This is a genomic window from Solwaraspora sp. WMMA2056, assembly GCF_030345095.1.
Taxonomy (GTDB): Bacteria; Actinomycetota; Actinomycetes; order Mycobacteriales; family Micromonosporaceae; genus Micromonospora_E.
This window is the reverse complement of sequence record NZ_CP128360.1, coordinates 1,656,345-1,677,198: the sequence shown is the minus strand read 5'-3', so window position 1 is coordinate 1,677,198 and position 20,854 is coordinate 1,656,345. Positions and strand designations below refer to the sequence as shown.

General features: G+C 71.7%; 20 protein-coding genes and 1 pseudogene. 3 read left to right on the top strand and 18 right to left on the bottom strand.

Translation table 11 applies throughout. The features are described 5' to 3' along the window. Nucleotides 1–38: 38 nt before the first annotated feature. From O7608_RS07670 to O7608_RS07610, 13 genes and pseudogenes are all read right to left on the bottom strand, one after another. Nucleotides 39–1,343 (bottom strand): MFS transporter, encoded by a 1,305-nt coding sequence (locus tag O7608_RS07670; RefSeq protein WP_289209305.1) that lies wholly within the window; start codon nt 1,341–1,343, stop codon nt 39–41. 202 nt (nt 1,344–1,545) lie between these two features. Continuing rightward, nucleotides 1,546–2,421, bottom strand: coding sequence for a zinc metalloprotease HtpX (gene htpX, locus O7608_RS07665; protein WP_289209304.1), 876 nt, complete (start codon nt 2,419–2,421; stop codon nt 1,546–1,548). 126 nt (nt 2,422–2,547) lie between these two features. Further along, nucleotides 2,548–4,098: an NADH-quinone oxidoreductase subunit N gene (locus O7608_RS07660; protein WP_289209303.1), complete on the bottom strand. Its 1,551-nt coding sequence runs from the start codon at nt 4,096–4,098 to the stop codon at nt 2,548–2,550. Beyond that, nucleotides 4,095–5,648 (bottom strand): complex I subunit 4 family protein, encoded by a 1,554-nt coding sequence (locus O7608_RS07655; RefSeq protein ID WP_289210819.1) that lies wholly within the window; start codon nt 5,646–5,648, stop codon nt 4,095–4,097. The genes O7608_RS07660 and O7608_RS07655 overlap by 4 nt, the downstream gene beginning before the upstream one ends. Nucleotides 5,649–5,785: 137 nt before the next feature. Beyond that, nucleotides 5,786–7,552: pseudogene (locus O7608_RS07650) on the bottom strand (NADH-quinone oxidoreductase subunit 5 family protein); the annotation flags it as partial. A gap of 14 nt (nt 7,553–7,566) precedes the next feature. Beyond that, nucleotides 7,567–7,941: an NADH-quinone oxidoreductase subunit NuoK gene (gene nuoK / locus O7608_RS07645; protein ID WP_289209302.1), complete on the bottom strand. Its 375-nt coding sequence runs from the start codon at nt 7,939–7,941 to the stop codon at nt 7,567–7,569. Continuing rightward, complete coding sequence (locus tag O7608_RS07640; protein ID WP_289209301.1) at nt 7,941–8,462, bottom strand: NADH-quinone oxidoreductase subunit J family protein; 522 nt, start codon at nt 8,460–8,462, stop codon at nt 7,941–7,943. Before O7608_RS07640 ends, nuoK begins: the two co-directional genes overlap by 1 nt. Next, nucleotides 8,459–9,025 carry a NuoI/complex I 23 kDa subunit family protein gene (locus tag O7608_RS07635; RefSeq protein ID WP_289209300.1) on the bottom strand — a complete coding sequence of 189 codons (567 nt, stop codon included), beginning with the start codon at nt 9,023–9,025 and terminating at the stop codon, nt 8,459–8,461. The genes O7608_RS07640 and O7608_RS07635 overlap by 4 nt, the downstream gene beginning before the upstream one ends. A gap of 243 nt (nt 9,026–9,268) precedes the next feature. After that, the gene (locus tag O7608_RS07630) at nt 9,269–10,930 is read right to left on the bottom strand and encodes a hypothetical protein (protein ID WP_289209299.1); all 1,662 of its coding nucleotides are present in this window, start codon (nt 10,928–10,930) and stop codon (nt 9,269–9,271) included. Further along, nucleotides 10,927–11,892 carry an NADH-quinone oxidoreductase subunit NuoH gene (gene nuoH / locus O7608_RS07625; RefSeq protein ID WP_289209298.1) on the bottom strand — a complete coding sequence of 322 codons (966 nt, stop codon included), beginning with the start codon at nt 11,890–11,892 and terminating at the stop codon, nt 10,927–10,929. Before nuoH ends, O7608_RS07630 begins: the two co-directional genes overlap by 4 nt. Further along, a complete protein-coding gene (locus O7608_RS07620; RefSeq protein ID WP_289209297.1) occupies nt 11,892–12,518 on the bottom strand; it encodes an NADH-quinone oxidoreductase subunit C in 627 nt (208 codons plus the stop codon). The genes nuoH and O7608_RS07620 overlap by 1 nt, the downstream gene beginning before the upstream one ends. A 10-nt stretch (nt 12,519–12,528) precedes the next feature. After that, the gene (locus O7608_RS07615; RefSeq protein WP_289209296.1) at nt 12,529–13,797 is read right to left on the bottom strand and encodes an RNA polymerase sigma factor; all 1,269 of its coding nucleotides are present in this window, start codon (nt 13,795–13,797) and stop codon (nt 12,529–12,531) included. 34 nt (nt 13,798–13,831) lie between these two features. Then, a complete protein-coding gene (locus O7608_RS07610; RefSeq protein ID WP_289209295.1) occupies nt 13,832–14,182 on the bottom strand; it encodes a YciI family protein in 351 nt (116 codons plus the stop codon). Nucleotides 14,183–14,331: 149 nt separating this feature from the next. On the opposite strand from O7608_RS07610, the gene O7608_RS07605 reads away from it, so the two are divergent. Beyond that, nucleotides 14,332–15,369 (top strand): glucose 1-dehydrogenase, encoded by a 1,038-nt coding sequence (locus O7608_RS07605; RefSeq protein WP_289209294.1) that lies wholly within the window; start codon nt 14,332–14,334, stop codon nt 15,367–15,369. A gap of 133 nt (nt 15,370–15,502) precedes the next feature. On the opposite strand, the gene O7608_RS07600 is transcribed toward O7608_RS07605, so the two are convergent. Beyond that, complete coding sequence (locus O7608_RS07600; protein WP_289209293.1) at nt 15,503–16,372, bottom strand: NmrA family NAD(P)-binding protein; 870 nt, start codon at nt 16,370–16,372, stop codon at nt 15,503–15,505. Then, complete coding sequence (locus O7608_RS07595; protein ID WP_289209292.1) at nt 16,365–16,547, bottom strand: nuclear transport factor 2-like protein; 183 nt, start codon at nt 16,545–16,547, stop codon at nt 16,365–16,367. Before O7608_RS07595 ends, O7608_RS07600 begins: the two co-directional genes overlap by 8 nt. Nucleotides 16,548–16,639: 92 nt before the next feature. Between O7608_RS07595 and O7608_RS07590 the strand changes: the two genes are divergently transcribed. Further along, on the top strand, nt 16,640–17,206 hold the full coding sequence (locus O7608_RS07590) for a TetR/AcrR family transcriptional regulator (RefSeq protein ID WP_289209291.1): 567 nt from the start codon (nt 16,640–16,642) through the stop codon (nt 17,204–17,206). A gap of 3 nt (nt 17,207–17,209) precedes the next feature. Here O7608_RS07590 and O7608_RS07585 read toward each other — a convergent pair whose 3' ends face one another. Next, complete coding sequence (locus O7608_RS07585; protein WP_421361448.1) at nt 17,210–18,466, bottom strand: DUF2252 domain-containing protein; 1,257 nt, start codon at nt 18,464–18,466, stop codon at nt 17,210–17,212. A gap of 398 nt (nt 18,467–18,864) precedes the next feature. On the opposite strand from O7608_RS07585, the gene O7608_RS07580 reads away from it, so the two are divergent. After that, nucleotides 18,865–19,260, top strand: coding sequence for a hypothetical protein (locus tag O7608_RS07580; protein WP_289209289.1), 396 nt, complete (start codon nt 18,865–18,867; stop codon nt 19,258–19,260). Between the two features lie 18 nt (nt 19,261–19,278). Here O7608_RS07580 and O7608_RS07575 read toward each other — a convergent pair whose 3' ends face one another. After that, nucleotides 19,279–19,890 carry an NADH-quinone oxidoreductase subunit B gene (locus tag O7608_RS07575; RefSeq protein ID WP_289210818.1) on the bottom strand — a complete coding sequence of 204 codons (612 nt, stop codon included), beginning with the start codon at nt 19,888–19,890 and terminating at the stop codon, nt 19,279–19,281. Nucleotides 19,891–20,119: 229 nt separating this feature from the next. Further along, nucleotides 20,120–20,797: a hypothetical protein gene (locus O7608_RS07570; RefSeq protein ID WP_289209288.1), complete on the bottom strand. Its 678-nt coding sequence runs from the start codon at nt 20,795–20,797 to the stop codon at nt 20,120–20,122. Nucleotides 20,798–20,854: the final 57 nt, after the last annotated feature.

Genomic DNA, 20,854 nt, shown 5'->3' with positions numbered 1-20,854 from the left:
GGGCCGCATCCGGCCGGGGCCGCATCAGACCGGGATGGTCAGACCGTCTCGCTCAGCAGCACCCGGTCGGGGTCGGCCGCCGAGCGTGTTTCAGCCCGGCGGATCGGCCCGGCCGGCCAGGCGGCGACCGCCGCCGCCACCGCGACGGCGGCGCCGGCGAACAGGAACGCCGCTGGCGGCCCGCCTCGCCCGTCGACGAGCACCCCGGCGACCGCGCCGCCGGCCGCGCTGAACCCGACCGCCATCGTGGCGACCCAGGTGTACGCCTCGTTCAGCATGCCGACCGGGGCGATCCGGCCGACCATCGTGTTCTCGACGGTCAGGGCCGGGGCGATCACCGCGCCGCCGAGCACCAGTGCCACGCCCAACGCCAACGGGTGCGGCATCACGGCGTACACGATGAAGCTGGCAGCGACGGCAGCGAGCAACCAGGCGAACTGGCGGGTGGCGTCGAGGGCCGGCCGGCGGGTGCCGAAGTAGATGCCCCCGGAGGCGCTGCCGATCGCCCAGATGGCCAGCAGGATCCCGGCCAGCCGGCCACCGTCGTCAGCTGAGGCGGCAGCGGCAGCGGAGGACGCCGCAGATGCGGCGTGCGCGGTCACGTACGCCGGTACGGCGACCCCGGCGGTGCCGAACGCGATGCCGAGACCGGCGACACAGAGCAGCAGCGCCGGAAAGCCGGGTACCCGCAGCGGGCCGAGCCCTCGGGTGTGGGTGCCGGTGGGCTGCGGCCGCCAGGAGCGCATGGCGGTGCCGAGGGCCACGGCGGTGGTGCCGGCCAGGGTCAGTACGGCGGCGGCGAGCAGCGCGGCGGAGGCGTCGGCGAGCACCACCGAGGCGGCGACCAGCAGTGGGCCGATCACGAAGACGAACTCGAAGATGGTCGTCTCGGCGGCGAGCGCGGTGTTACGCAGTGCGTACCGGCCGCTGGCCGGGTCGGTCAGGTGGGTCCAGGCGCCCCGGATGGCGGCGCTCAGCGGCGGATAGCTGGCGCCGGCGAGGCCGGCCATCGCGTACAGCAGCAGGATCGGGGCGTCGGCACGGATGGTGAACAGCAGGCCGACCAGGGCAACTGGGTGCGCGATGCCGGTGGTCAGCAGCACCGGGGTGGGGCCGAACCGGTCGGCGAGGCGTCCGGCGACCGGGCTGACGACCGCACCGGCGACGGCATAGATGCCGCCGGCGACGGCGGCGAGGGAGTATTTTCCGGTGACGTCGCTGATCGCCAGGAGCAGGGCGAGCGGGGTCATGCCGATGCTGAGTCGGCCGATGACGCCGGCCAGCAGCAGGGTGGGGCCGCCGGGGATCCGCCAGACTTCGGCGTATTTACGTAGCCCGCCCACCGGGCCTCCTCAGTGTTGCGGGTGGCACCGACGGCGGTGAAACCTGTGGTCGGCGGGCCGACCACAGGTAACGGGTGGTCGACCTGCCGACCCTAACGCCGAACCGGTCGCACCCCCAGCCGATTTCCTCGGCCAGGGGTGCGAATCCGATCACAGAGAGCGGTCAGCGACCGGCTCGACCAGGCCGGCGCGTGGGGCGGTGTCAGCGGCGCGACACCGGACCGGCGTACGCCAGCTGCTCCAGCCGGGCAACCCGCTGCTCCATCGGCGGGTGGGTGGAGAACAGCGCGGCGAACCCGCCCTTGCGCAGCGGGTTGTCGATCATCAGGTGGGCCGAGCTGGCGAGCTGGCCCTCGGCCGGCAACGGCATCCGTTGCGTACCCATGTGAATCTTGCGCAGGGCGCTGGCCAGCGCGAGCGGGTCGCGGGTCAGGGCGGCGCCGGACGCGTCCGCCTGGTACTCGCGGTTGCGGCTGATCGCCAGCTGGATGATCGACGCGGCCAGGGGGCCGAGGATCAGCATGCCGAGCAGCGCCAACGGGTTGGCGCCCTCCTCGTCGTCCCCGCCACCGAACGGCAGGAACCACGCCAGGTGCGCCAGCATGGTGACGATGCCGGCGAGCGACGCCGCGACGCTGGAGATCAGAATGTCGCGGTTGTAGACGTGGGACAGTTCGTGACCGATGACGCCGCGCAGTTCGCGGTAGTCGAGGATCTGCACGATCCCCTGGGTGACGCAGACCGCGGCGTTGGCCGGGTTGCGGCCGGTCGCGAAGGCGTTCGGCTGCATGGTCGGGCTGACGTACAGCCGGGGCATCGGCTGGCCGGCCTCGACCGCCAGCTCGCGGACCATCTGGTAGAGCGCCGGGAACTCCGCTTCGCTGACGGGCCGGGCCCGCATCGACCGCAGCGCGATCTTGTCGGACCAGAAGTAGGTGCCGGCGTTCATCGCCAGCGAGACGCCGACGGCGATGATCAGGCCGCCGCTGCCGCCGAACCAGTAGCCCACGCCGAGGATCATGGCGGTGAGCAGGCCGAGCAGGGCTGCCGTCTTGAGACCGTTGTGGTGGCTGTGCACGTTGACTCCTTCTCCACCGGGTCGTCGGTAAGACCCCACGGCAGGTGCAACGTCCAGATACCCGCGATCCATCCGCCAATAGCTGAGAGTTGACTGGGAATCAAGAGTCGGCGGCAAAGTTTTCGGTCAGCCTGCGACGACGTCAAACACCACTTGCGGGGCGAAACCGATCACTACCGCCACAATCGTCGCCACCGCCAGGGCCACCGCGACCGGCCACGCCGGCGCGCCGTCGTCGCTCGGCATCACTGCCGGTCGGGCGTACAGCGTGGCACTGACCCGCAGGTAGTAGACCAGGCCGAGCACCGCGTTCGCCGCCACCACCAACGCCAACACTCCGGCCCCGCCGACCAGCAGCGACCGGACCACCGCCACCTTCGCGAACAGGCCGGCCAGGCCGGGCGGCAGACCCGCCAGCCCGATCAGCGCGAACACCAGCGCCGCACCGACCCACGGCCGCCGCCGGGCAGCGCCCGCGTACTCGGCGATCGTGCCGCCGTCGCCGGCCGCCGGCCGCAACGCCACCACCGCCGCGAACGCCGCCAGCTCCAACACCACGAAGAAAACGGTGTACGCGAAGACCGCCGCGACCGCCACCGCCCGCTCCTCGACGCCCCGCCCGGCCAGCCCGGCGGCCGCCGCCAGCGGCACCAGGATGTAGCCGGCCTGCGCGATCGACGACCAGGCCAGCAGCCGCACCATCCGCCGCTGCCGCAGCGCCACCAGGTTGCCGACCGTCATCGTCGCCACCGCCAGCACCGCCAGCACCGGCCCGGAGGTGGCCAGCTGCGGGGTGAGCCCCTCGGCGACGACGGCGACGATCGCCACGACACCGCCGAGCTTCGACGCGGTCGACAGGTACGCGGCGACCGGCAAGGGCGCACCGTCGTAGGTCTTCGGCGCCCAGGCGTGCAGCGGCACCGCCGCCACCTTGAACGCCAGCCCGGTCAGCAGCAGCACCAGGCCGACCCGGGCCAGCCGGGCCTGCCCGTCGGCCGAGCCGCCGACGACCGTACCGGCCGGACCCGCCGGCTCGGCCAGGCCGCTGGCGCCGGCGAGCAGGTCCAGGTGCACCGCGCCGTACGCGGCGTACAGCAGTGCCGCGCCGAGCAGCGCCACCGCCGTGGCGACCACACTGACGACGAAGAAACTCACCGCCGACTCGGCCGAGGCGACCCGCTGCCGGTGCAGCCCGACCAGGACGTACAGCGGCAGGGTCAGCGTCTCCACCGCCACGATCAGGGTGATCAGGTCGCCGGCGGCGCCGAGCACCACACCGCCGGTCATCGAACAGGCCAGCAGGAAGCAGTACTCCCCGACCGGCACCGCGCGGGCCCGCAGCGTCGGCGCCGACAGGGCCAGCACCCCGACGGTCAGCGCGGCGAACAGCAGCGCGACCAGGGCGGCCCGGTGGTCGGCTACGTACGAGCAGGCGAAGCCGTCCTCGCCGGGCACCCCGGACGGCGTACCGCAGAAGGTGGCCCGGGTCGGTCGGCCCAGCGCCACCGACGCGGCGACGCCGACCGCGACGGCCCCCGCCGTCGCCGTCGCCACGGTGGCCGCCCGGCGGGCGGCGAACAGGTCGACCAGCAGGACGGCGACGGCGGTCAGCGCCGCCACGTACGCCGGCAGCAGCGCCACATGGTCGACCGACTGTGCTGCGGGTTCGCCGATCACCGGATCACCTCCAGCAGCACGTCCACCGGCACCTCGGCGACGCCGAGCACCAGCGTCGGCACCAGTCCGATGGCCAGTGCCGCCACCACCAGCGGCGCCCAGACCAGCGCCTCGGCGCGGCTGATCGCCGCCGCCGGGCCGGCGGCCCGCAGCGCCGGGCCGGCCGGGCCGTGGGTGACCCGGCGCAGCATCCGCAGCAGGTACGCGGCGGTCAGCGCCGCCCCGATCGCCGCCACCACCGCCAGGGTGATCCACAGTGGTCCGCCGCGCTGCCAGGCGGCGACGACGGCGAACGCCTCACCCCAGAAGCCGGCCAGGCCGGGCAGGCCGAGCGAGGCGAGCGCGGCGTAGCCGAGCAGCCCGGACAGTGCCGGTGCCTGTTCCCGCAGTCCGCCGAGGTCGGCCAGTTCACCGGTGTGGTAGCGGTCCTTGACCGCCCCGGCGAGGAAGAACAGCAGCCCGGTGATGACGCCGTGGGCGATGTTGCCGATCAGGGCGGCCTGGATGCCGGTGGCGCTGAGCGTGGCGACGCCGAGCAGCACGAACCCCATGTGACCGACGCTGGAGTAGGCGATCAGCCGTTTCAGTTCGGTCTGCGCCAGGCACACCAGGGATCCGACGATGATCGCGGCGACGGCGAGGGTCCCGAGCACCGGGGCGGCCCACCTGGCACCTTCCGGGGCGACGCCGACGGCGACCCGAATCAGCCCGTACGTGCCCATTTTGAGCAGTACCCCGGCGAGGATCACGCTGCCGACGGTGGGTGCCTGGCTGTGCGCGTCGGGCAGCCAGCTGTGCAGCGGCCAGAGCGGGGCCTTGACCGCGAAGGCCAGCGCCAGCAGCGTGAACGCCGCCAACTGGGTGCGCCTGGTGAGGTCGGCGCCGCCGGTGAGCACAGTCAGGTCGGCGGTGCCGGCGGCGGTCACCACGGTCACCACGCCGACGAGCAGCAGCACCGACCCGGCCAGGGTGTAGACGGCGAACTTCGTCGCCGCCCGCCGGTGCGCGCCCCCGTCGGCCTGGTCCTTTGTGCCGCCCCAGCCGGCGATGATCGCGTACATCGGCAGCAGCACGACCTCGAAGAAGACGAAGAACAGCACCAGGTCGAGGGCGAGGAAGGTGCCGATGATGCCGACCTCGACGACCAGCAGCAACGCGACCAACGTCCGCCCGTTGCGGGAGTGCGGCACCCGCCAGACGGTGTACGCGCAGCAGAGCAGCGTCAGCACGGTGGTGAGCAGCACCAGCGGGTACGAGATGCCGTCGACACCAATGTGGAACCGTAGGTCCAGGGCCGGCACCCAGGGCAGGTCCAGCTGGTGCCAGGGCAGCACCCCGGGTGGGCCGTCCAGCGGTGACCCGTACGCGAACCAGCCCGCCCCGGCCGGATCTCCCAGTAGCGGCAGGCTGGCCAGCACTGTCACCGCCGCGACGCCGGTGCCCAGCAGCCTCGCTGCTCTGTCGCCCCATAGCGGCAGGGCCACCACCAGCAGCGCCCCCAGCGCCGGCAGGATCAGTACGGCCAGCAGGGCGAGCTGCCCCGCCGTCATCGCGTCATCGGCGTACACGGCAGCGCCCGCCTCCCCTCAAGATCCCGACGATCTTGCAGTTATCGTTGGACAAAGTAGACAAATCCTCTCGATAACTGCAAGATCGTCGAGGAGGTGGGCGGGGAGGTGAGCAGGGTGAGGGCGGCGGTGACGAGGGCGAGCAGCAGGACACCAGCCAACACCAGGGTCACCGCCAACGGCAGCGGGCCGGCGAACCGGCGGCCCAGGATCCCCCCCAGCCCCAGTACACCCTTACCTACGCCGTTCACCGCCCCGCCCACGCCCCTTTCGTCGCCGACCCTGGCCATCCCCGCCAACGCCACGACGGGGCGGACCACCAAAGCCCGCTGCACCGCGTCCAGCCAGAACGCCGCCACAAACGCCGGCCGCAGCGGCCCCAGCGCCACCGTGGCCGGATCGGCGGCGGGATCGCGCCGGTGCAGCCACACCGCCGCGCCGACACCCACTGCCAGCAGCAGCAGCGGCAGCACCAGGTCGACGCCGCCATGGACCAGGTAACCCGGGGTGGTGGCCCTAAGCCAGCCGGCGACGGTAGGGCTGAACGCGGCCAGGCCGAGCAGCGCCGCCGGCACCGTCAACGCCAGCACCGGCCAACGCATCAACGCCGGCGGGTCGTGCGGGTGGGCGCCGGCGGGCAGCCGAGACGGCCCGAAGAAGGTACGCAGCAGCAGCCGGGTGGCGTACCAGGCGGTGACCGCCACCCCGACCAGCCCGGCGGTCCAGACCAGCCAGCCCAGCCACGCTGGAGCCGGCCCGTCACCGGGATGCCTGGCCGCATGGGAGGCCGCGTACAGAACGCTCTCCTTGCTCCAGAAGCCGGCCAGCGGCGGCAGCCCGGCAAGTGCCCCCAGCCCGACCGCCGTGGCGGCGAAGGTGACCGGCATCGGCCGACGCAGCCCGCCCATCGCCGACATCAGGTTGCTGCCGACGGCGTGGATGACGCAGCCGGCGGCGAGGAACAGCAGCGCCTTGAACGCGGCGTGGGTGAGCAGGTGGAACAGGGCGGCCGGCGGGGAGCCGACGGCCAACGCGCCGGTCATGTAGCCCAGCTGGGAGACCGTCGACCAGGCCAGGACCCGTTTGATGTCGTCGGCGGCGGTCGCCGCGAACGCGCCGAGCAGCAGGGTGACGACGCCGAGTACGCCGAGCACCACCAACGCGGCCGGGGCGGCGACGAAGATCGGGTAGAGCCGGACGGTCACGTACACCCCGGCGGCGACCATCGTCGCGGCGTGGATCAGCGCGGAGATCGGCGTCGGGCCGGCCATCGCGTCCGGCAGCCAGGTGTGCAGCGGGAACTGGGCGCTCTTGCCGGCCACCCCGGCGAGCAGCAGCAGCGCCGCCGTGGTGACCGTCGCCGGCGGGTAGTCGTGGGCGAGCACGTCGGCGATCCGGAAGCTGCCGGCACCGACGCCGAGCACCGCGACGCCGAGCAGGAATCCGACGTCGCCGACGCGGGTGACCAGGAACGCCTTCATGGCCGCCGCCGGGGCCTCGGGCAGCCGTCGGTCGTGGGCGATCAGCAGGTACGAGCAGGCGCCCATCACCTCCCAGCCGATCAGCAGCATGATCAGGTCACCGGCGACGACGACCAGCAGCATCGCGGCGGTGAAGAGGCTGACCTGGGCGACGTACGTCGGGTAGCGCTCGTCGTCGGCCAGGTAGGCGACGGAGTACAGCTGGACGGCCAACGCGACCGCGGCGACCGCGACGGCGAGCAGGGCGGCGGGGCCGTCGAGCCGTACGCCGAGCGTGACGGCGAGCCCGCCGAAGTCGATCCACGACCGGGACACGTCCACGGTCGGCGCGCCGGCGGCCAGCAGGGTGACGGCGGCGGCCAGGGCCAGTGCTGCCCCGCCGACGCCGAGGACGGCAGCGACCCGGTGGCGGGTGGTGGTCACCGTCGCACCTCCCGCACGGCGTCGTCGGCAGCGCTACCGTCGTCGGCAGCGCTACGGTCGTCGGTGTCGTCGCCGAGTGGGACGTCGTCGACGACGACGCTGGCCCGTAGCCGGTACAGGTGCAGCACGATGGCCAGCCCGACGCCGATCTCGGCGGCGGCGATCACGATGATGAACAGGGCGAACGTCTGCCCGGTGTGTGGCAACGCGGCGCGGACCGTGCTGTCGGCGGTGACCAGCACCAGGTTGACGGCGTTGAGCATCAACTCGACCGACATCAGCAGCAGGACGGCGTTGCGGCGGCGCAGCACGCCGTACACGCCGAGGCCGAACAGCGCGGCGGCGACGACGTACGGGATGACCGGGCGCATCAGCTGCCGCCACCTGATCGGGGTGCCGCGCCGACGTCGGGGCGCGACAGCACGATCGCGCCGATCAGCGCGGACAGCAGCAGCACCGACAGCACCTCGAACGGCAGCACCCAGCTGCCGAAGATCACCGTACCGAGGCGGTCGGCGGTGCCGGCGGCCGGCAGTTCCACGCTGGACCAGCGGTACGCGTCGACGAACAACGCGGCCAGGCCCAGCCCGGCACCGCCGCCGATCAGCGCGGCCGGCCAGCCGGGCCGGTCCAGGTCGGTGGCGGCCCCGATCGGTGCCCGGGTCAGCATCACCGCGAACAGCAGCAGTACGACGACCGCGCCGACGTAGATCAGCACCTGCACCCAGGCGACGAGTTCGGCGGCGAGCACCAGGTAGAGACCGGCGACCGCGCCGAGGCAGGCGACCAGGTACAGCCCGGCGCGGACGATGTGCCGGGTGCTCACCACCAGGGCACCGGCGCCGACGGCGACCGCGCCGAGGGCGAGCAGCAGGACGTCCGTACCGGTCACGCGCGGGCCCTGCCAGGTCCGGGGCCGGCGGCGCGGCCGGGGCCAGCGCCAGCGCCGGGGCCGGCGGTCTTGCGGGCGGCGGCCGTCTCCTCCTTGGCCGGTTCGCCGTTCGGGTCGTGCGCCGGTGGCGGCGGTACGCTGGCCAGCCACTCGCCGAGGTGCTCCTTGTCGTGCAGCAGGTCACGGATGTCGTACTCGGCGTACTCGAACTCCGGTGACCAGTAGAGCGCGTCGAACGGGCACACTTCGATGCAGATGCCGCAGTACATGCAGAGCGAGAAGTCGATGTCGAACCGGTCCAGGACGTTGCGCTGCCGGGCCCGGGCCGCGCCCGGCACCGACACCTCCTCCTTGTGCGAGTCGATGTAGATGCACCAGTCGGGGCATTCCCGGGCGCAGAGCATGCAGACGGTGCAGTTCTCGGCGAGCAGCGCGATCACGCCACGGGTGCGCGGCGGCAACTCCGGCGCGACGTCCGGGTACTGCTGGGTGTGCGTCGGGCTGACCATCGTCTTGAACGTGGTCGCCAGACCTTTCAGCAGTCCCTCGCCGTGTCCGTCCATGTGCTCATCCTGCCGAATCCGGCCCGCCCACGCGAGCACCTGATCTCACCGATCGACGATGGGGACCGGCGCCCCGCCCCGCACGGCACGGCACGGCACCGGAGGCAGGCACGTTTCTGAGCGGCATTCCTCAGAGGAATAATTATTCCTCTGAGGAATACTCGCGATGCGCAATACCTGTCCGCCGCACCGCACCGCGCCGCGCTACGTGGAGCCACTCGAGGTGCCGCGCGGGTGGGCGCGTCACCAGCGGCCGAGGCAGTGGAAGTCGGCGCTGGGTTCGACGGCCGGCGGGTGCGGGTCGGGTCCGGCTGTCAGGTCGACCAGCACCCACGCCGCCGTGGAGCCGGAGTTGCGGTCGGCGGGGAATCGGCGTACCGCCGCGACGGTGCCCTGCGCGGCGAGCGCGGCGGCGACGCGGTCCGGGTAGTCGCGGGGCTCGCCGCTGAGGTTGCGCCCGTGCACGTACCAGACGCGGCGGGCGTCGCCGAGCCATTCGGCGAGCCGCTGCGGGTCGCAGCTGTCGTGGCCGGGCGGGTAGAGCCGGACGGTGCGCGGCGCGATCCCGTACTGCGGCCCGTACCACTGGACCATCCGGTAGCTGAACCAGTAGACCAGCACCACGTCGCCGGGTCGGACCTGCCGGGCGACGTCGACGAGCGCGCCCGGCCCGGCGTCCTTGACCCGGGGTTCGCGCACCTGCCGGTACGCGGCCTGGGCCGCCGGTGCGGCGACCACCGGCAGCACCGCGACCGGCACCAGCACCGCGACGACCAGCAGCGCTGCCCCGACGGCCGGGGCCAGGACGAGCCGGCGGCCGGCCCGCCGGAGCGCCTCCCGGAGCGCCCGTACGCAGCCGTCCGCGCCGGCGACGACCAGGATCACCGTGGGGGCGATCAGCCAGGTGGCGACCCGGTCGGCCAACGGCAGGCCGCGGACCGCCGCCGCCAGCACCGCCATCAGCAGTACGCCGCCGAGCATGGCGGCCCACTGTGGCCGGCCCCGCCGCACCAGTGCCGCGACCCCGGCCAGGGTGAGCGCCAGGATCAGCAGCGGGTACCGCCACTGCAGGGTGACGGTGACGAATCCGGTCCACATCTGCGGCAGCCAGGTGAGGATCTCGGCCGGTCCGGACCCGGCCTGCGGGGTGCCGCCGACGAAGTAGTCGGCCTGGCCGGGCATGAACGGGTACTGGCGGCGGCGGTGGATCAGCCAGGCGGCGAACGCGGCGGCCGGCAGCGCGCCGACGGCGAGCAGCAGCGTGTCGCGCCAGCGGCGGCGTACCGCTGTCACCAGGGTGGCTCCGGCGACGGCACCGGCCAGGGCGAGTACGGCGGTCAGGCTGACGAAGACCGCGACGAGGGTGGCCGCCACCCAGCCGACCAGCGGCAGCACGGTACGCACCCGGCGGGTGCGGGCCGCCGCGTCGGTGGCCAGGAGCACCGCCAGGGCGACGGCGGCTTCGACGGCGTACTGCTTGAGTTCGCCGACGTAGGTCAGGATCATCGGCGCGACGGCGATCGACGCGGTCGCGGCGAGGGCCGCCCACCGGCCGACCGCCCGGTGGGTGATGACCGCCGTCAACGCCAGGACGGTGAGCATGCCGAGCAGGGACGGCAGCCGCAGGACGCGTTCGTCGGCGCCGAAGGCGTACAGCAGGGATTTTTCCAGCCAGAGCCAGCCGACCGGGGCGACCTGCTGGAACTCCAGGCCCCGGGTGAGGGCGAGGAAGCCGCGCCGCAGGTTGATGGCGATGGCGGTCTCGTCGTTCCACAGCCAGGTGCCGGCGGCCCAGACGCGGACCTGGCCGGCCGCGCCGACGGCGAGCGCCACGGCGAGCAGGGCGTTGGGGACGAGCCCGGGGGCGACGCGCGGGAGGGTGAACCCGGACGTCTGCCGGGTCATCCGATGGCGACCTTGACCCCGGCGGTCAGCACCAGTTGGGCCAGGGCGAGCGGAACCAGTCCGAGCCAGCACAACCGTTGTAACTGGTCTTCCCGTAGTCGAGGAAACGACACCCGGATCCAGATGATGACGAACGCGACGGCGAAGACCTTCAGCAGCGTCCACAGCCAGCCGAGCTGGTCGACGCCGAACGGCCCGTGCCAGCCGCCGAGGAACAGCACGGTGGTCAGCGCGGCGATGACGACGATGCCGGCGTACTCGGCGAGCAGGAAGAACGCGAACCGCAGCCCGGTGTACTCGGTGAGGTAGCCGAAGACGAGTTCGCTGTCGGCGATCGGCATGTCGAACGGGGGGCGGCGGATCTCGGCCATCCCGGCGAGGAAGAACACGACCAGGGCGGGGGCCTGCCAGATCAGCCACCACGGCTGCCACGCCTCGACGATGCCGGACAGGGACAGGGTGCCGGCGGCCATGGCGACGCTGGCGGCGGCGAGCACCAGCGGCAGTTCGTAGGCGAGCAGTTGGGCGGCGCCGCGTAGCCCGCCGAGCAGGCTGTACTTGTTGGCCGACGCCCAGGCGGCCATCAGCACGGCGACGACGCCGACGCCCATCACGGCCAGGACGAAGAACAGGCCGACGTCGAGCGGCTGGCCGACGAGGTCGTTCGGCCCGAGTGGGATGACGAGCAGGACCAGCAGGTACGGCACGAGGGCGATCGCCGGGGCGAGCCGGAACACCGGCCGGTCAGCGGCGCGTGGGGTGATGTCCTCTTTCTGCACGAACTTGACGCCGTCGGCGACGAGTTGCGCCCAGCCGTGGAACCCACCGGCGTACATCGGGCCGAGCCGGCCCTGCATGTGGGCCATCGCCTTGTGTTCCATCTGTCCGACGAGCAGCGGCAGGGTGAGGAACGCGACGACGACGGCACCGACCCGGATCGTCAACTCCAGCCAGAGCGGCATCAGGCCGTACCTCCGTCGGGGTTGGCTTTGGCGGCCTGCGGACCCCATTCGGTCGGCAGCGGTACGCCCGGTGGCCGCATCGGGGCACGTTTGGCCCCGCCGCCGCCGGGCTCGCCGGGTTCTTTCGCGCCCGGCCACGGCTTGGCGACCCGGGAGGCGAGGACGAACTCCTTGCGCAGCGGGTGGCCTTCGAACTGTGGTGGCAGCAGCAGCGGGGTCAGGTTGGGGTGGCCGGTGAAGTCGATGCCGAACATTTCGTGGGTTTCCCGCTCGTGCCAGTCGGCGCCGGGGAAGACGTCAACGACGCTGGGCAGCTGCGGGTTGTCGCGGGGGACGCGGGTGCGCAGCAGTACGCCGTGCCGGTGCCGGACCGACCACAGGTGGGCGACGATGGCGAACCCGGCGTCGAGTTCGTCGACGGCGGACAGCCAGTCGAAGAAGTCGCAGCTCAGGTCGGTGTCGTCGCGGGCGGTGCGCAGCGCGGCCGGCCACCTGTCGACCGGTACGTCGATGGTGGCCCGCGCGTAGGCGCCCCCGCCTGCGGAGACCGTTGCGGTGACACCGTGGGTCAGGCCCGACTGTTCCAGCAGGGTGACCAGATGTGCGCCGATCTCCTCCGGGGTCATGCCACTGATCCTAAGGCTGGTCGCGGCGCCGGGTGAGGTACGCCGTCTCGGCGGTGTTGCCGGCCAGCGCGATGGCCTGGTCGTACGCGGCCCGCGCCGCTTCGCCCCGGCCCAGCCGGCGCAGCAGCTCGGCGCGGGTGGCGTGGAAGGCGTGGTAGCCCTGCAGCGGCAGAGTGTCCACCTGGGCCAGGGCGACCTGTGGGCCGTCGAGTTCGGCGACGGCGATCGCCCGGTTGAGCCGTACGATCGGCGACGGGTCGAGGCGGGTCAACTGGTCGTAGAGGGCGACGATCTGCGACCAGTCGGTGTCCCGGGCATCGCGGGCGTCGGTGTGGACGGCGTTGATCGCGGCGAGAATCTGGTAGCGCCCCGGTGGCTGGCCGCTGGCGAGGCGGGCGCGGACCAGGGCGTGACCTTCGGCGATCAGCTCGCGGCCCCAGGCGCGACGGTCCTGCTGGTCGAGGGGGACGAGCGCACCGTTGGCCGACACCCTGGCGGCCCGGCGGGCCTCGGTGAGCAGCATCAACGCCAGCAGTCCGGCGGCCTCACCAGCAGCCTCGCCGTCGGCCGCACGGTCGGTCGGCCCGTCGGCTGGCAGCAGGGCATGGACCAGCCGGGTCAGCCGGATCGCCTCGGCGGTCAGGTCGCCGCGGATCGCGTCCTGCTCCGGGTTGGAGCTCAGGTAGCCCTCGTTGAAGATCAGGTAGAGGACGGCGAGCACGCCGGTGACCCGGGCCGGCACGTCCGCCGGCGACGGCACGCCGTACGGAATCTTCGCGGCTTTGATTTTCTCTTTCGCCCGGGTGATCCGCCGGCCCATCGCGGCCTCGCCGACCAGGAAGGCGCGGGCGATCTCGGGCACGGTGAGCCCGCCGACCATCCGCAGCGTCAACGCGACCCGGGCCGGCATGGCGAGAGCCGGATGGCAGCAGGTGAAAACGAGGCGGAGCCGGTCGTCGTCGATGGCACCGCCGGGCGGGGCAGCGGTGCCGAACAGGTCAGTGGGATCGGACAGCATCAGCGCCTCCCGGTGTTTCGCCGCGCGCCGGGCCTCGCGCCGTAACCGGTCGATGGCCTTGCGGTGGGCGGTGGTGGTGAGCCACCCGCCCAGGTTCGGCGGGACGCCGTCGACCGGCCAGCGCTCGACGGCGGTCGCGAACGCCTCGGCGGCCATCTCTTCGGCGATGTCGAGGTCACCGAAGCGCGCGACCAGGGTGGCGACGACCCGGGCCCACTGTGCACGATGGACCCGGGTGATCACCTCGTCGACGTCACTCATCCGGCTGCGTCACTCATCCGGCTGACCCGCCCGCTCATCCGCCCAGCAACGGCCGGAGCTCGACCCGGCGGTTGCAGTGCTTCGAGCCCAGGGCGGCGAGCCGCAACGCCACGTCCAGGTGCGGGGCTTCGATGATCCAGAAGCCGGCGATCCACTCCTTCGACTCCAGGTAGGGCCCGTCGCTGAACACCGGCTCGGTGTCCGGCCCCGCCGACCCGGCCCGGCCGTCGACGACCGTTGCCGTGTCAGGTGCGGCGAGGCCGCCGGCGAAGACCCAGTGGCCGTCGGTCTTGAGCTGCTCGTTGAAGGCACCGATCGCGGCCATCTCCGGCTCGGTGGCGAGGTCGGTCGAATCAGTCAGAACGGACATCAGGTACTGCACCATCGGGATCGTCTCCTGTCGTCGGGTGGCCGCCCCTCGGGCCGGCGCTCACCCCTACTACGAACGCTGCCGTCTCGATCCGACACGCTCCACCGAGATTTCGGGCTCGTCTTTCGCGGTGTAGCTTCCGCCGGGCGGGGAACTCTCCGCGTATGCGCGCATTGACTGTCACCCCGGGCAAGGCCGATTCGCTGCGGCTCGTCGACGACGCGCCGGAGCCGTCGCGCGACGAGGGCGAGGTGCTGGTCGAGGCGGTCGCGGTCGGCATCTGCGGTACGGATTCGGAAATCCTTGCCGGTGACTACGGCGAGCCGCCGGACGGGCGGGACGATCTGGTGATCGGCCACGAGTCGCTGGGGCGGGTGATCGAGGACCCGACCGGCACGATGCAGCCGGGTGACCTGGTCGCCGGGATCGTCCGGCACCGCGATCCGGTGCCGTGCCCGTACTGCGCGGCCGGCGAGTGGGATCTGTGCAGCAACGGCCGGTACACCGAGTGTGGGATCAAGGGCGTCGACGGGTTCGGCCGGCAACGCTGGCGGGCTCCCGCCGAGTACGTGGTGGCGTTGCGCCCGGAGCTGGGGCTGGCGGGGGTGCTGCTGGAGCCGACGAGTGTGGTGGCGAAGGCGTGGGACCACGTCGACCGGATCGGTGCGCGGGGGTTCTGGGCGCCGCAGCGGGTGCTGGTCACCGGGGCCGGCCCGATCGGCCTGCTGGCGGCGCTGCTGAGTGTGCAACGTGGCCTGGAGACGCACGTGTTGGCGCGCGGCACGTCCGGGCCGAAGCCGGAGCTGGCCCGGCGGCTGGGTGCGACGTACCACACGGTGCCGGTGGCGGAGCTGGACTTCGACCCGGACGTGATCATCGAGTGCACGGGTGCGCCGCCGGTGGTGCACGACGTATTCGGCAAGCTGGCCCCGAACGGCGTCGGCTGCCTGACCGGGATCAACGCGAGTGCCCACCACGTCGAGTTGGATCTCAACGAGCTGAACCGCTGCCTGGTGTTGAAGAACAACGTCATTTTCGGCACGGTCAACGCCAACCGGCGGCACTGGCGGCAGGCGGCGGATGCGCTGGCCCGCGCCGACCACGACTGGCTGATGGGCATGATCACCCACCGGTACGGCCTGGACGACTACGCCCAGGCGTACGCCGAGCAGGGCGGCATCAAGACCGTCATCGAGTTCTGACAGCAGCGCCCGCAGCGCCGGGCTGGTCTTGCTGGGGTGATCCACTCTCGCCGTTTCCTACACCACACACGTTAAGCGTCGACCATAAGGTATGTGGTGTAGAAAACGGCGATCCGCACCGCGGGCCGACAGCTCAGATCGGCCGCCAGTGGGCGGCGTGGGCGGTGCAGAAGTCGCGCAGGCTGGTCGGTGCCCGGCCGGTGACGTCGGCGACCGTACTGGTGGTCCGGTCCTCGGAGCCGGCGGCGATGGCAGCGTCCATACCGGCCAGCAGGGCGGCGAAGCCGTGCGGGATGCCGAGGTCGGCGAGCCGGTGGCGCATCGTGTCGGCGTCGACCGTACGGTGGCGGACCGGCCGGCCGCTGACCTCGCTGATCATCGCGGCGACGTCGGCGTAGCTGTGCGTCTGCGGGCCGGTGAGCAGGTGCTCGGCGTTGTGCGGGGTCGGGTCGGTCAGGGCCCGTACGGCGACGGCGGCGATGTCGGCGGCGTCGATGAAGCCGACCCGGCCGTCGCCGGTGGCGGTGACGATCTCGCCGTCGCGCAGGATGCTGTGCGCGTGCGGGTGCGCGCCGACGAAGTTATGCATGAACCAGGACGGGCGCAGCACCGTCCACTGCGGGAGCCGGTCGGCGATGGTGGCGTGCAGTTGGCCGGGGCCGGGGTCGCCGGTGCGGACCGCCGATGAGCTGAGCAGCACGATCCGGCGTACGCCGGCGTCCTGGGCCAGGTCGAGGAACGCGCCGACCTGGCCGACTGGGTCGGCGCTGGCCGGCGGCGGCATCAGGTAGACGGCGTGGACGCCGTCGACGGCAGGCTGGTGGGTGGCCGGGTCGTGCCAGTCGAAGGGGACGTGGCTGGTGGCGGCGGCCGGGTCGGTGGGGCGGTGCCGGCTGGCGGCCCGCACCGGGTGGCCGGCTGCGGCGAGGGTGGCGACGATGTGCCGGCCGATGTTGCCGGTCGCCCCGGTGACCAGGACGGTCCGCTGATCAGCGTCAGACATCGGTGCCCGCCGGGATCACGGCGGCGGGGCCGGGTGGAGGGAACGGGAACTCGGCGACCGCATCGTCGTGCCAGTGTGCGAGGAAGCCGGGCATGTCCTTGGCGAGCAGGTGGTCGAGGCAGCGGTGCAGCAGTTGGACGGCGGGGCTGCCGATGGGGATGGGTGCTTCGGTCATGGTGCCTCCTCTAGGATTCGGACCAGCGGTCCGGATCAACTATACGGACCGTCGGTCCGGATAAGCGAGGCGGGGCGAGAGGACGGTCAACCGTGCCGGCGGCAGCACGCAAGGAACGGGCCGACGCCGCCCGCAACCGGGAAACCGTGCTGGCCGCAGCCGGCCGGCTGCTCGACGCCGCCGACGACCCGGACGAGGTCACCATGGACGCCATCGCCCAGGCGGCCGGCGTCGGCAAGGGCACCCTGTTCCGTGGCTTCGGCGACCGCACCGGCCTGCTGCAGGCCCTCGCCGCCCAGCGCGGCACCGCCCTGCAGGCCACCCTGCACGATCCTGGACAGGGAGCAGACCGGGACCCGACGGCCCAGGTCATCGCGATCTTCGACGCGATCCTCGACTACAAACACACCAACCGGGCACTGGCGCTCGCGCTGGAAAGCGCCGGCCGGGGCAGCCCGTACCTCAACCCGGCGTACGACGAACTGCACCGCCACCTGGCCGCCATCATCACTGGCGTGCGCGGCTCGGAACACGCCGACTTCCTGGCGCACGCCCTGCTCGCCGCCGTCCGCAGCGACCTGCTGCACCAACTGCGCGACGAGCCGCCGGAGCGGATCAGGGCCGGCGTCGTCGCCCTGATCCGCTCCGTCCTCGGCTAACGGTCAGACCCAGGGCAGCTGGCCGTTGCGGAACAGGTCGACGAAGATCCGGTGGTCGGTGCGGGCGCGGGCACCGTACCGGTGGGCGAAGTCGACCAGGCCCTCGACGAAGCCGGCCTCGTCGGCGTCGACCGCCGCGACGATCGCCTCCTCGGTGGAGAAGTCGACCAGGTCGTGGCTGGACTCGTCGTCGGCGACCGAGTGCATCCTCGCGACCGAGTGGGCCAGGTCGGCGACGACGCCGGTCAGGTCGGCCAGTTCGTTGACGTCGGCCCAGTCCAGGTCGGCGGCGTACGGCGACACCTCGGCGACCAGCTGCCCGACGCCGCCGAGTTCGGTGTAGCCGAGCCACGGGTCGGCGTGGGCCTGCAACGCCCGCTGCGATTCGGCGGTCCGGTGGCCCTGGTGGCGAAAGTAGGAGCGGACGCCGTCGTCGTCGATGTGCCGGGCGACGGCCGGCACCTGGGCCTGCTTCAGGTAGACGATGACGTCGTTCTCCAACGCCTGGGTGTGGCCTTCGAGCAGGATGCTGTACGACGGCAGCCCGGCGGAGCCGATGCCGACGCCCTTGCGCAGCACGATGTCCTTGATGTGGGCGGGGTCGGTGCGGCTGCCGTCGGCCCGCTGCGGCAGCGTGGTCAGGTAGTCGGCGAACGCGGCGGTGACCGCGGCCCGGGTGTCGTCGTCGATGGCGTACACGCCGTCGCGGTGGATGAACCGCCGCTCGTAGTCGTTGATGGTGGTGAGGTTCTCGAGCAGACCGACACGGGTGTTGAGCCGGGCTTCCTGCAGCACGTGGCGCAGCACGCCGGTGGCGTTGGCGAGGGTGATCGAGCCGATCGCTTCCTCGCCGCCGGCGACGATGGCGCGCAGTTCCGCCAGGTAGGCGGTGGCGAACGTGCGTACGAGGGTGCTGATGACGTCGTCGGAGAGCGCCTTGGCGTAGCCGATGAGGGCGACGCTGGCGGCGAAGCGCCGCAGGTCCCAGATGAACGGCCCGACATACGCCTCGTCGAAGTCGTTGACGTTGAAGACCAGCTCGCCGGAGCCGTTCATGTAGGTGCCGAAGTTCTCGGCGTGCAGGTCACCATGGATCCAGACGCGGCTGGTCCGCTTGTCGCAGAAGCTGTCGTCGTTGAACGGCCCGCCGGGGTCGGTCTGGTCGGCGTAGAACAGGCAGGCGGTGCCCCGGTAGAACGCGAACGGGCTGGCGGCCATCTTGCGGAACTTGCGCTGGAAGGCGGCCGGGTCGATGGCCATCAGTTCACCGAACTCGGCGGTCAGGATGTCGACGATCTGCGTCGCGCGCTGCGTCTCACTCACGTCCGGGCACGCTACCGCGCGTGGGCAACAGCTCCGCTGAGCGCCGGGTCAGAATCAGCTGTACGCCGAGACAGCTCGGCCGTTCAGCGGGGTCGACTCTCGGCCGGGTCAGCCCAGCGGGACGGTGCGTGACGACGACGCACCGACGTCGGTGGCGATCCGATCCAGGTTTCCATGTCTCCATCGAATCCGGCGCGGGGCATGTCGCGCCATTCAAGAAGCCATTCGTTGCCGAGACGGTTGATTGATATCTGTCAGATCTGGAAGAACTCGGAAGGATGGTTCTGCCGGTAGGATGCCGGCGAGCTCGGTCATCGTCTACAACGGAGGCTGTGGTGGCAGGATCGTGGGCAAGGCTCAGTGCCCTCGTCGGGGTCATGCTCGTTGTTGCGGGCACAGTCGGCTGCGGGGTCGACGAGGCCGCCAGCGTCGAGGTGCAGCTGCGGGTCAGCGTCTGCGCTGACGGCGACGGTGGCTGCTTCGCGCTCGGGGTGCCGGACGCGGAAGTGTCGATGGTGGACCCAGGTGGTCAGGTCCTGGCGACGGGAAGGTCGGACGCCGCCGGAAAGACTCTGCTGCCGAGAAACGATGCGACCGGCGAGGTGCGCATCATCGCGGTCTCGCCACTAATTGAAGGCGGGCGCAAAGAGTCGCCGTTGGTGCTGCCAGGCGAGGGCGGGGCCAATATTACGATTGGAGCCGGCAGGACCTACTCCCCGGCAGGTGATTGAGACGCTGGGCGGGGCGGCTCAGCTCGGCCGCCGGACCATCGGCGCACCGAGGGCGTCGACGCTGCGGGGCCGGGCAGGCTGCGTGCCGGGTCCAGGGTTGTCTGGGCCGGTGGCCGGGTCGGCGGCCAGGTCGACCGGGGAGGCGAGCGGGTCGGGCCGGTGCACGCCGCCGATGCCGGAGCGCTCGGCGGCGATCTTCTCCTGCAGCCGCAGGATGCCGTGGAGCAGCGCTTCGGGCCGGGGCGGGCAGCCGGGCACGTACACGTCGACGGGGATCAGCTGGTCGACGCCCTTGGTCACCGAGTACGAGTCCCAGTAGGGGCCGCCGCAGTTGGAGCAGGCACCGAACGAGATGACGTACTTGGGTTCGGGCATCTGGTCGTAGAGCCGCTTGATCGCCGGCGCCATCTTGTCGGTGACGGTGCCGGAGACGACCATCAGGTCGGCCTGGCGCGGCCCGTGGGCGAACGGGATGACGCCGAGGCGGATGAAGTCGTGCCGGCCCATGCTGGTGGCGATGAACTCGATCGCGCAGCAGGCCAGGCCGAAGTTGAACACCCAGAGCGAGTAGCGGCGACCCCAGTTCAGCACGAACCGGATCGGCTCACCGAGCACCGCCGGCAACTGCACCACCGCGCCGCCACCTCCTCCGGCCCCGCTCCCCCACACGTACGTACCACCCAGTCAACCACAACAGCGGTACGGACCGGTCCCATGGAGCCTCCGCGCTGGTGGTGGTTGACCAGCAAACTTTTAGCGGGGCAGGTAGATCGCTCGATCGGCAGAAGACAACCCGCCTGCTGCCTCGGCCACTGGGAGTCCGTTTGATGCTCGCACGCCAGTGACGTACGACGTTCCGTCAGGCTGACGGCGGAGTGGCCGTACCGGCCTCGACGGCCAGCTCATCGCGCGCGGCTAGGAGCCCACGGATCGACGCCTTGAGCTTGTCTGCCTCGTCGATGTACTTGCGCAGCCGGGCTGCGTCGGACTCAACGATCGCTGCGTTGAGTTCACGGAGCACCTCCTCGGCCCGCTCCGAGAACGTCACCACGCTTGTGGCCAGCGCGTCGGCGTTGATCAAGGCGGGCTGGTCGGCAATCTGCTTGGCCAGGCCAAATGGAATACGCCGCAGCTGCGACCGGGTCGTCTTGAGCACCACGTTGACGTCGTGAGAGTGCTTGTACACCACGGACTGCAACATCAATCCCAGCTGCGCGGCTGAGACTGCCGCCTCCTGCAGCTCATTGATCAACTCCTCGTTGCTGACCACCGCCCGGCGGGCTCGATCGATGGGCCGGATCTCCTTGACGTAGAAGAAATAGCAGGGGACGAGAACAAGCACGATGCCCACGCTGAGCAGCACGTAGGTGACCAGCCCGCGACCAGCAATTCCGGCACCAGTCAGGATCAACGCGCCTAGCAGCAGAAACGCCAACCCAAACCCGCCGGCACGGTAGGCGCTCAGCAGAGGTGCAGCGAGAGCGTCAGCAAGCGGACGGGGGGCGGGCTCATCCGTAGGCGCTCCGTCGACTGCCATCCATGGCCTCCCTGACTCGAATCGACATCATTGTCCATAGCCGCAGCCACATCGGGC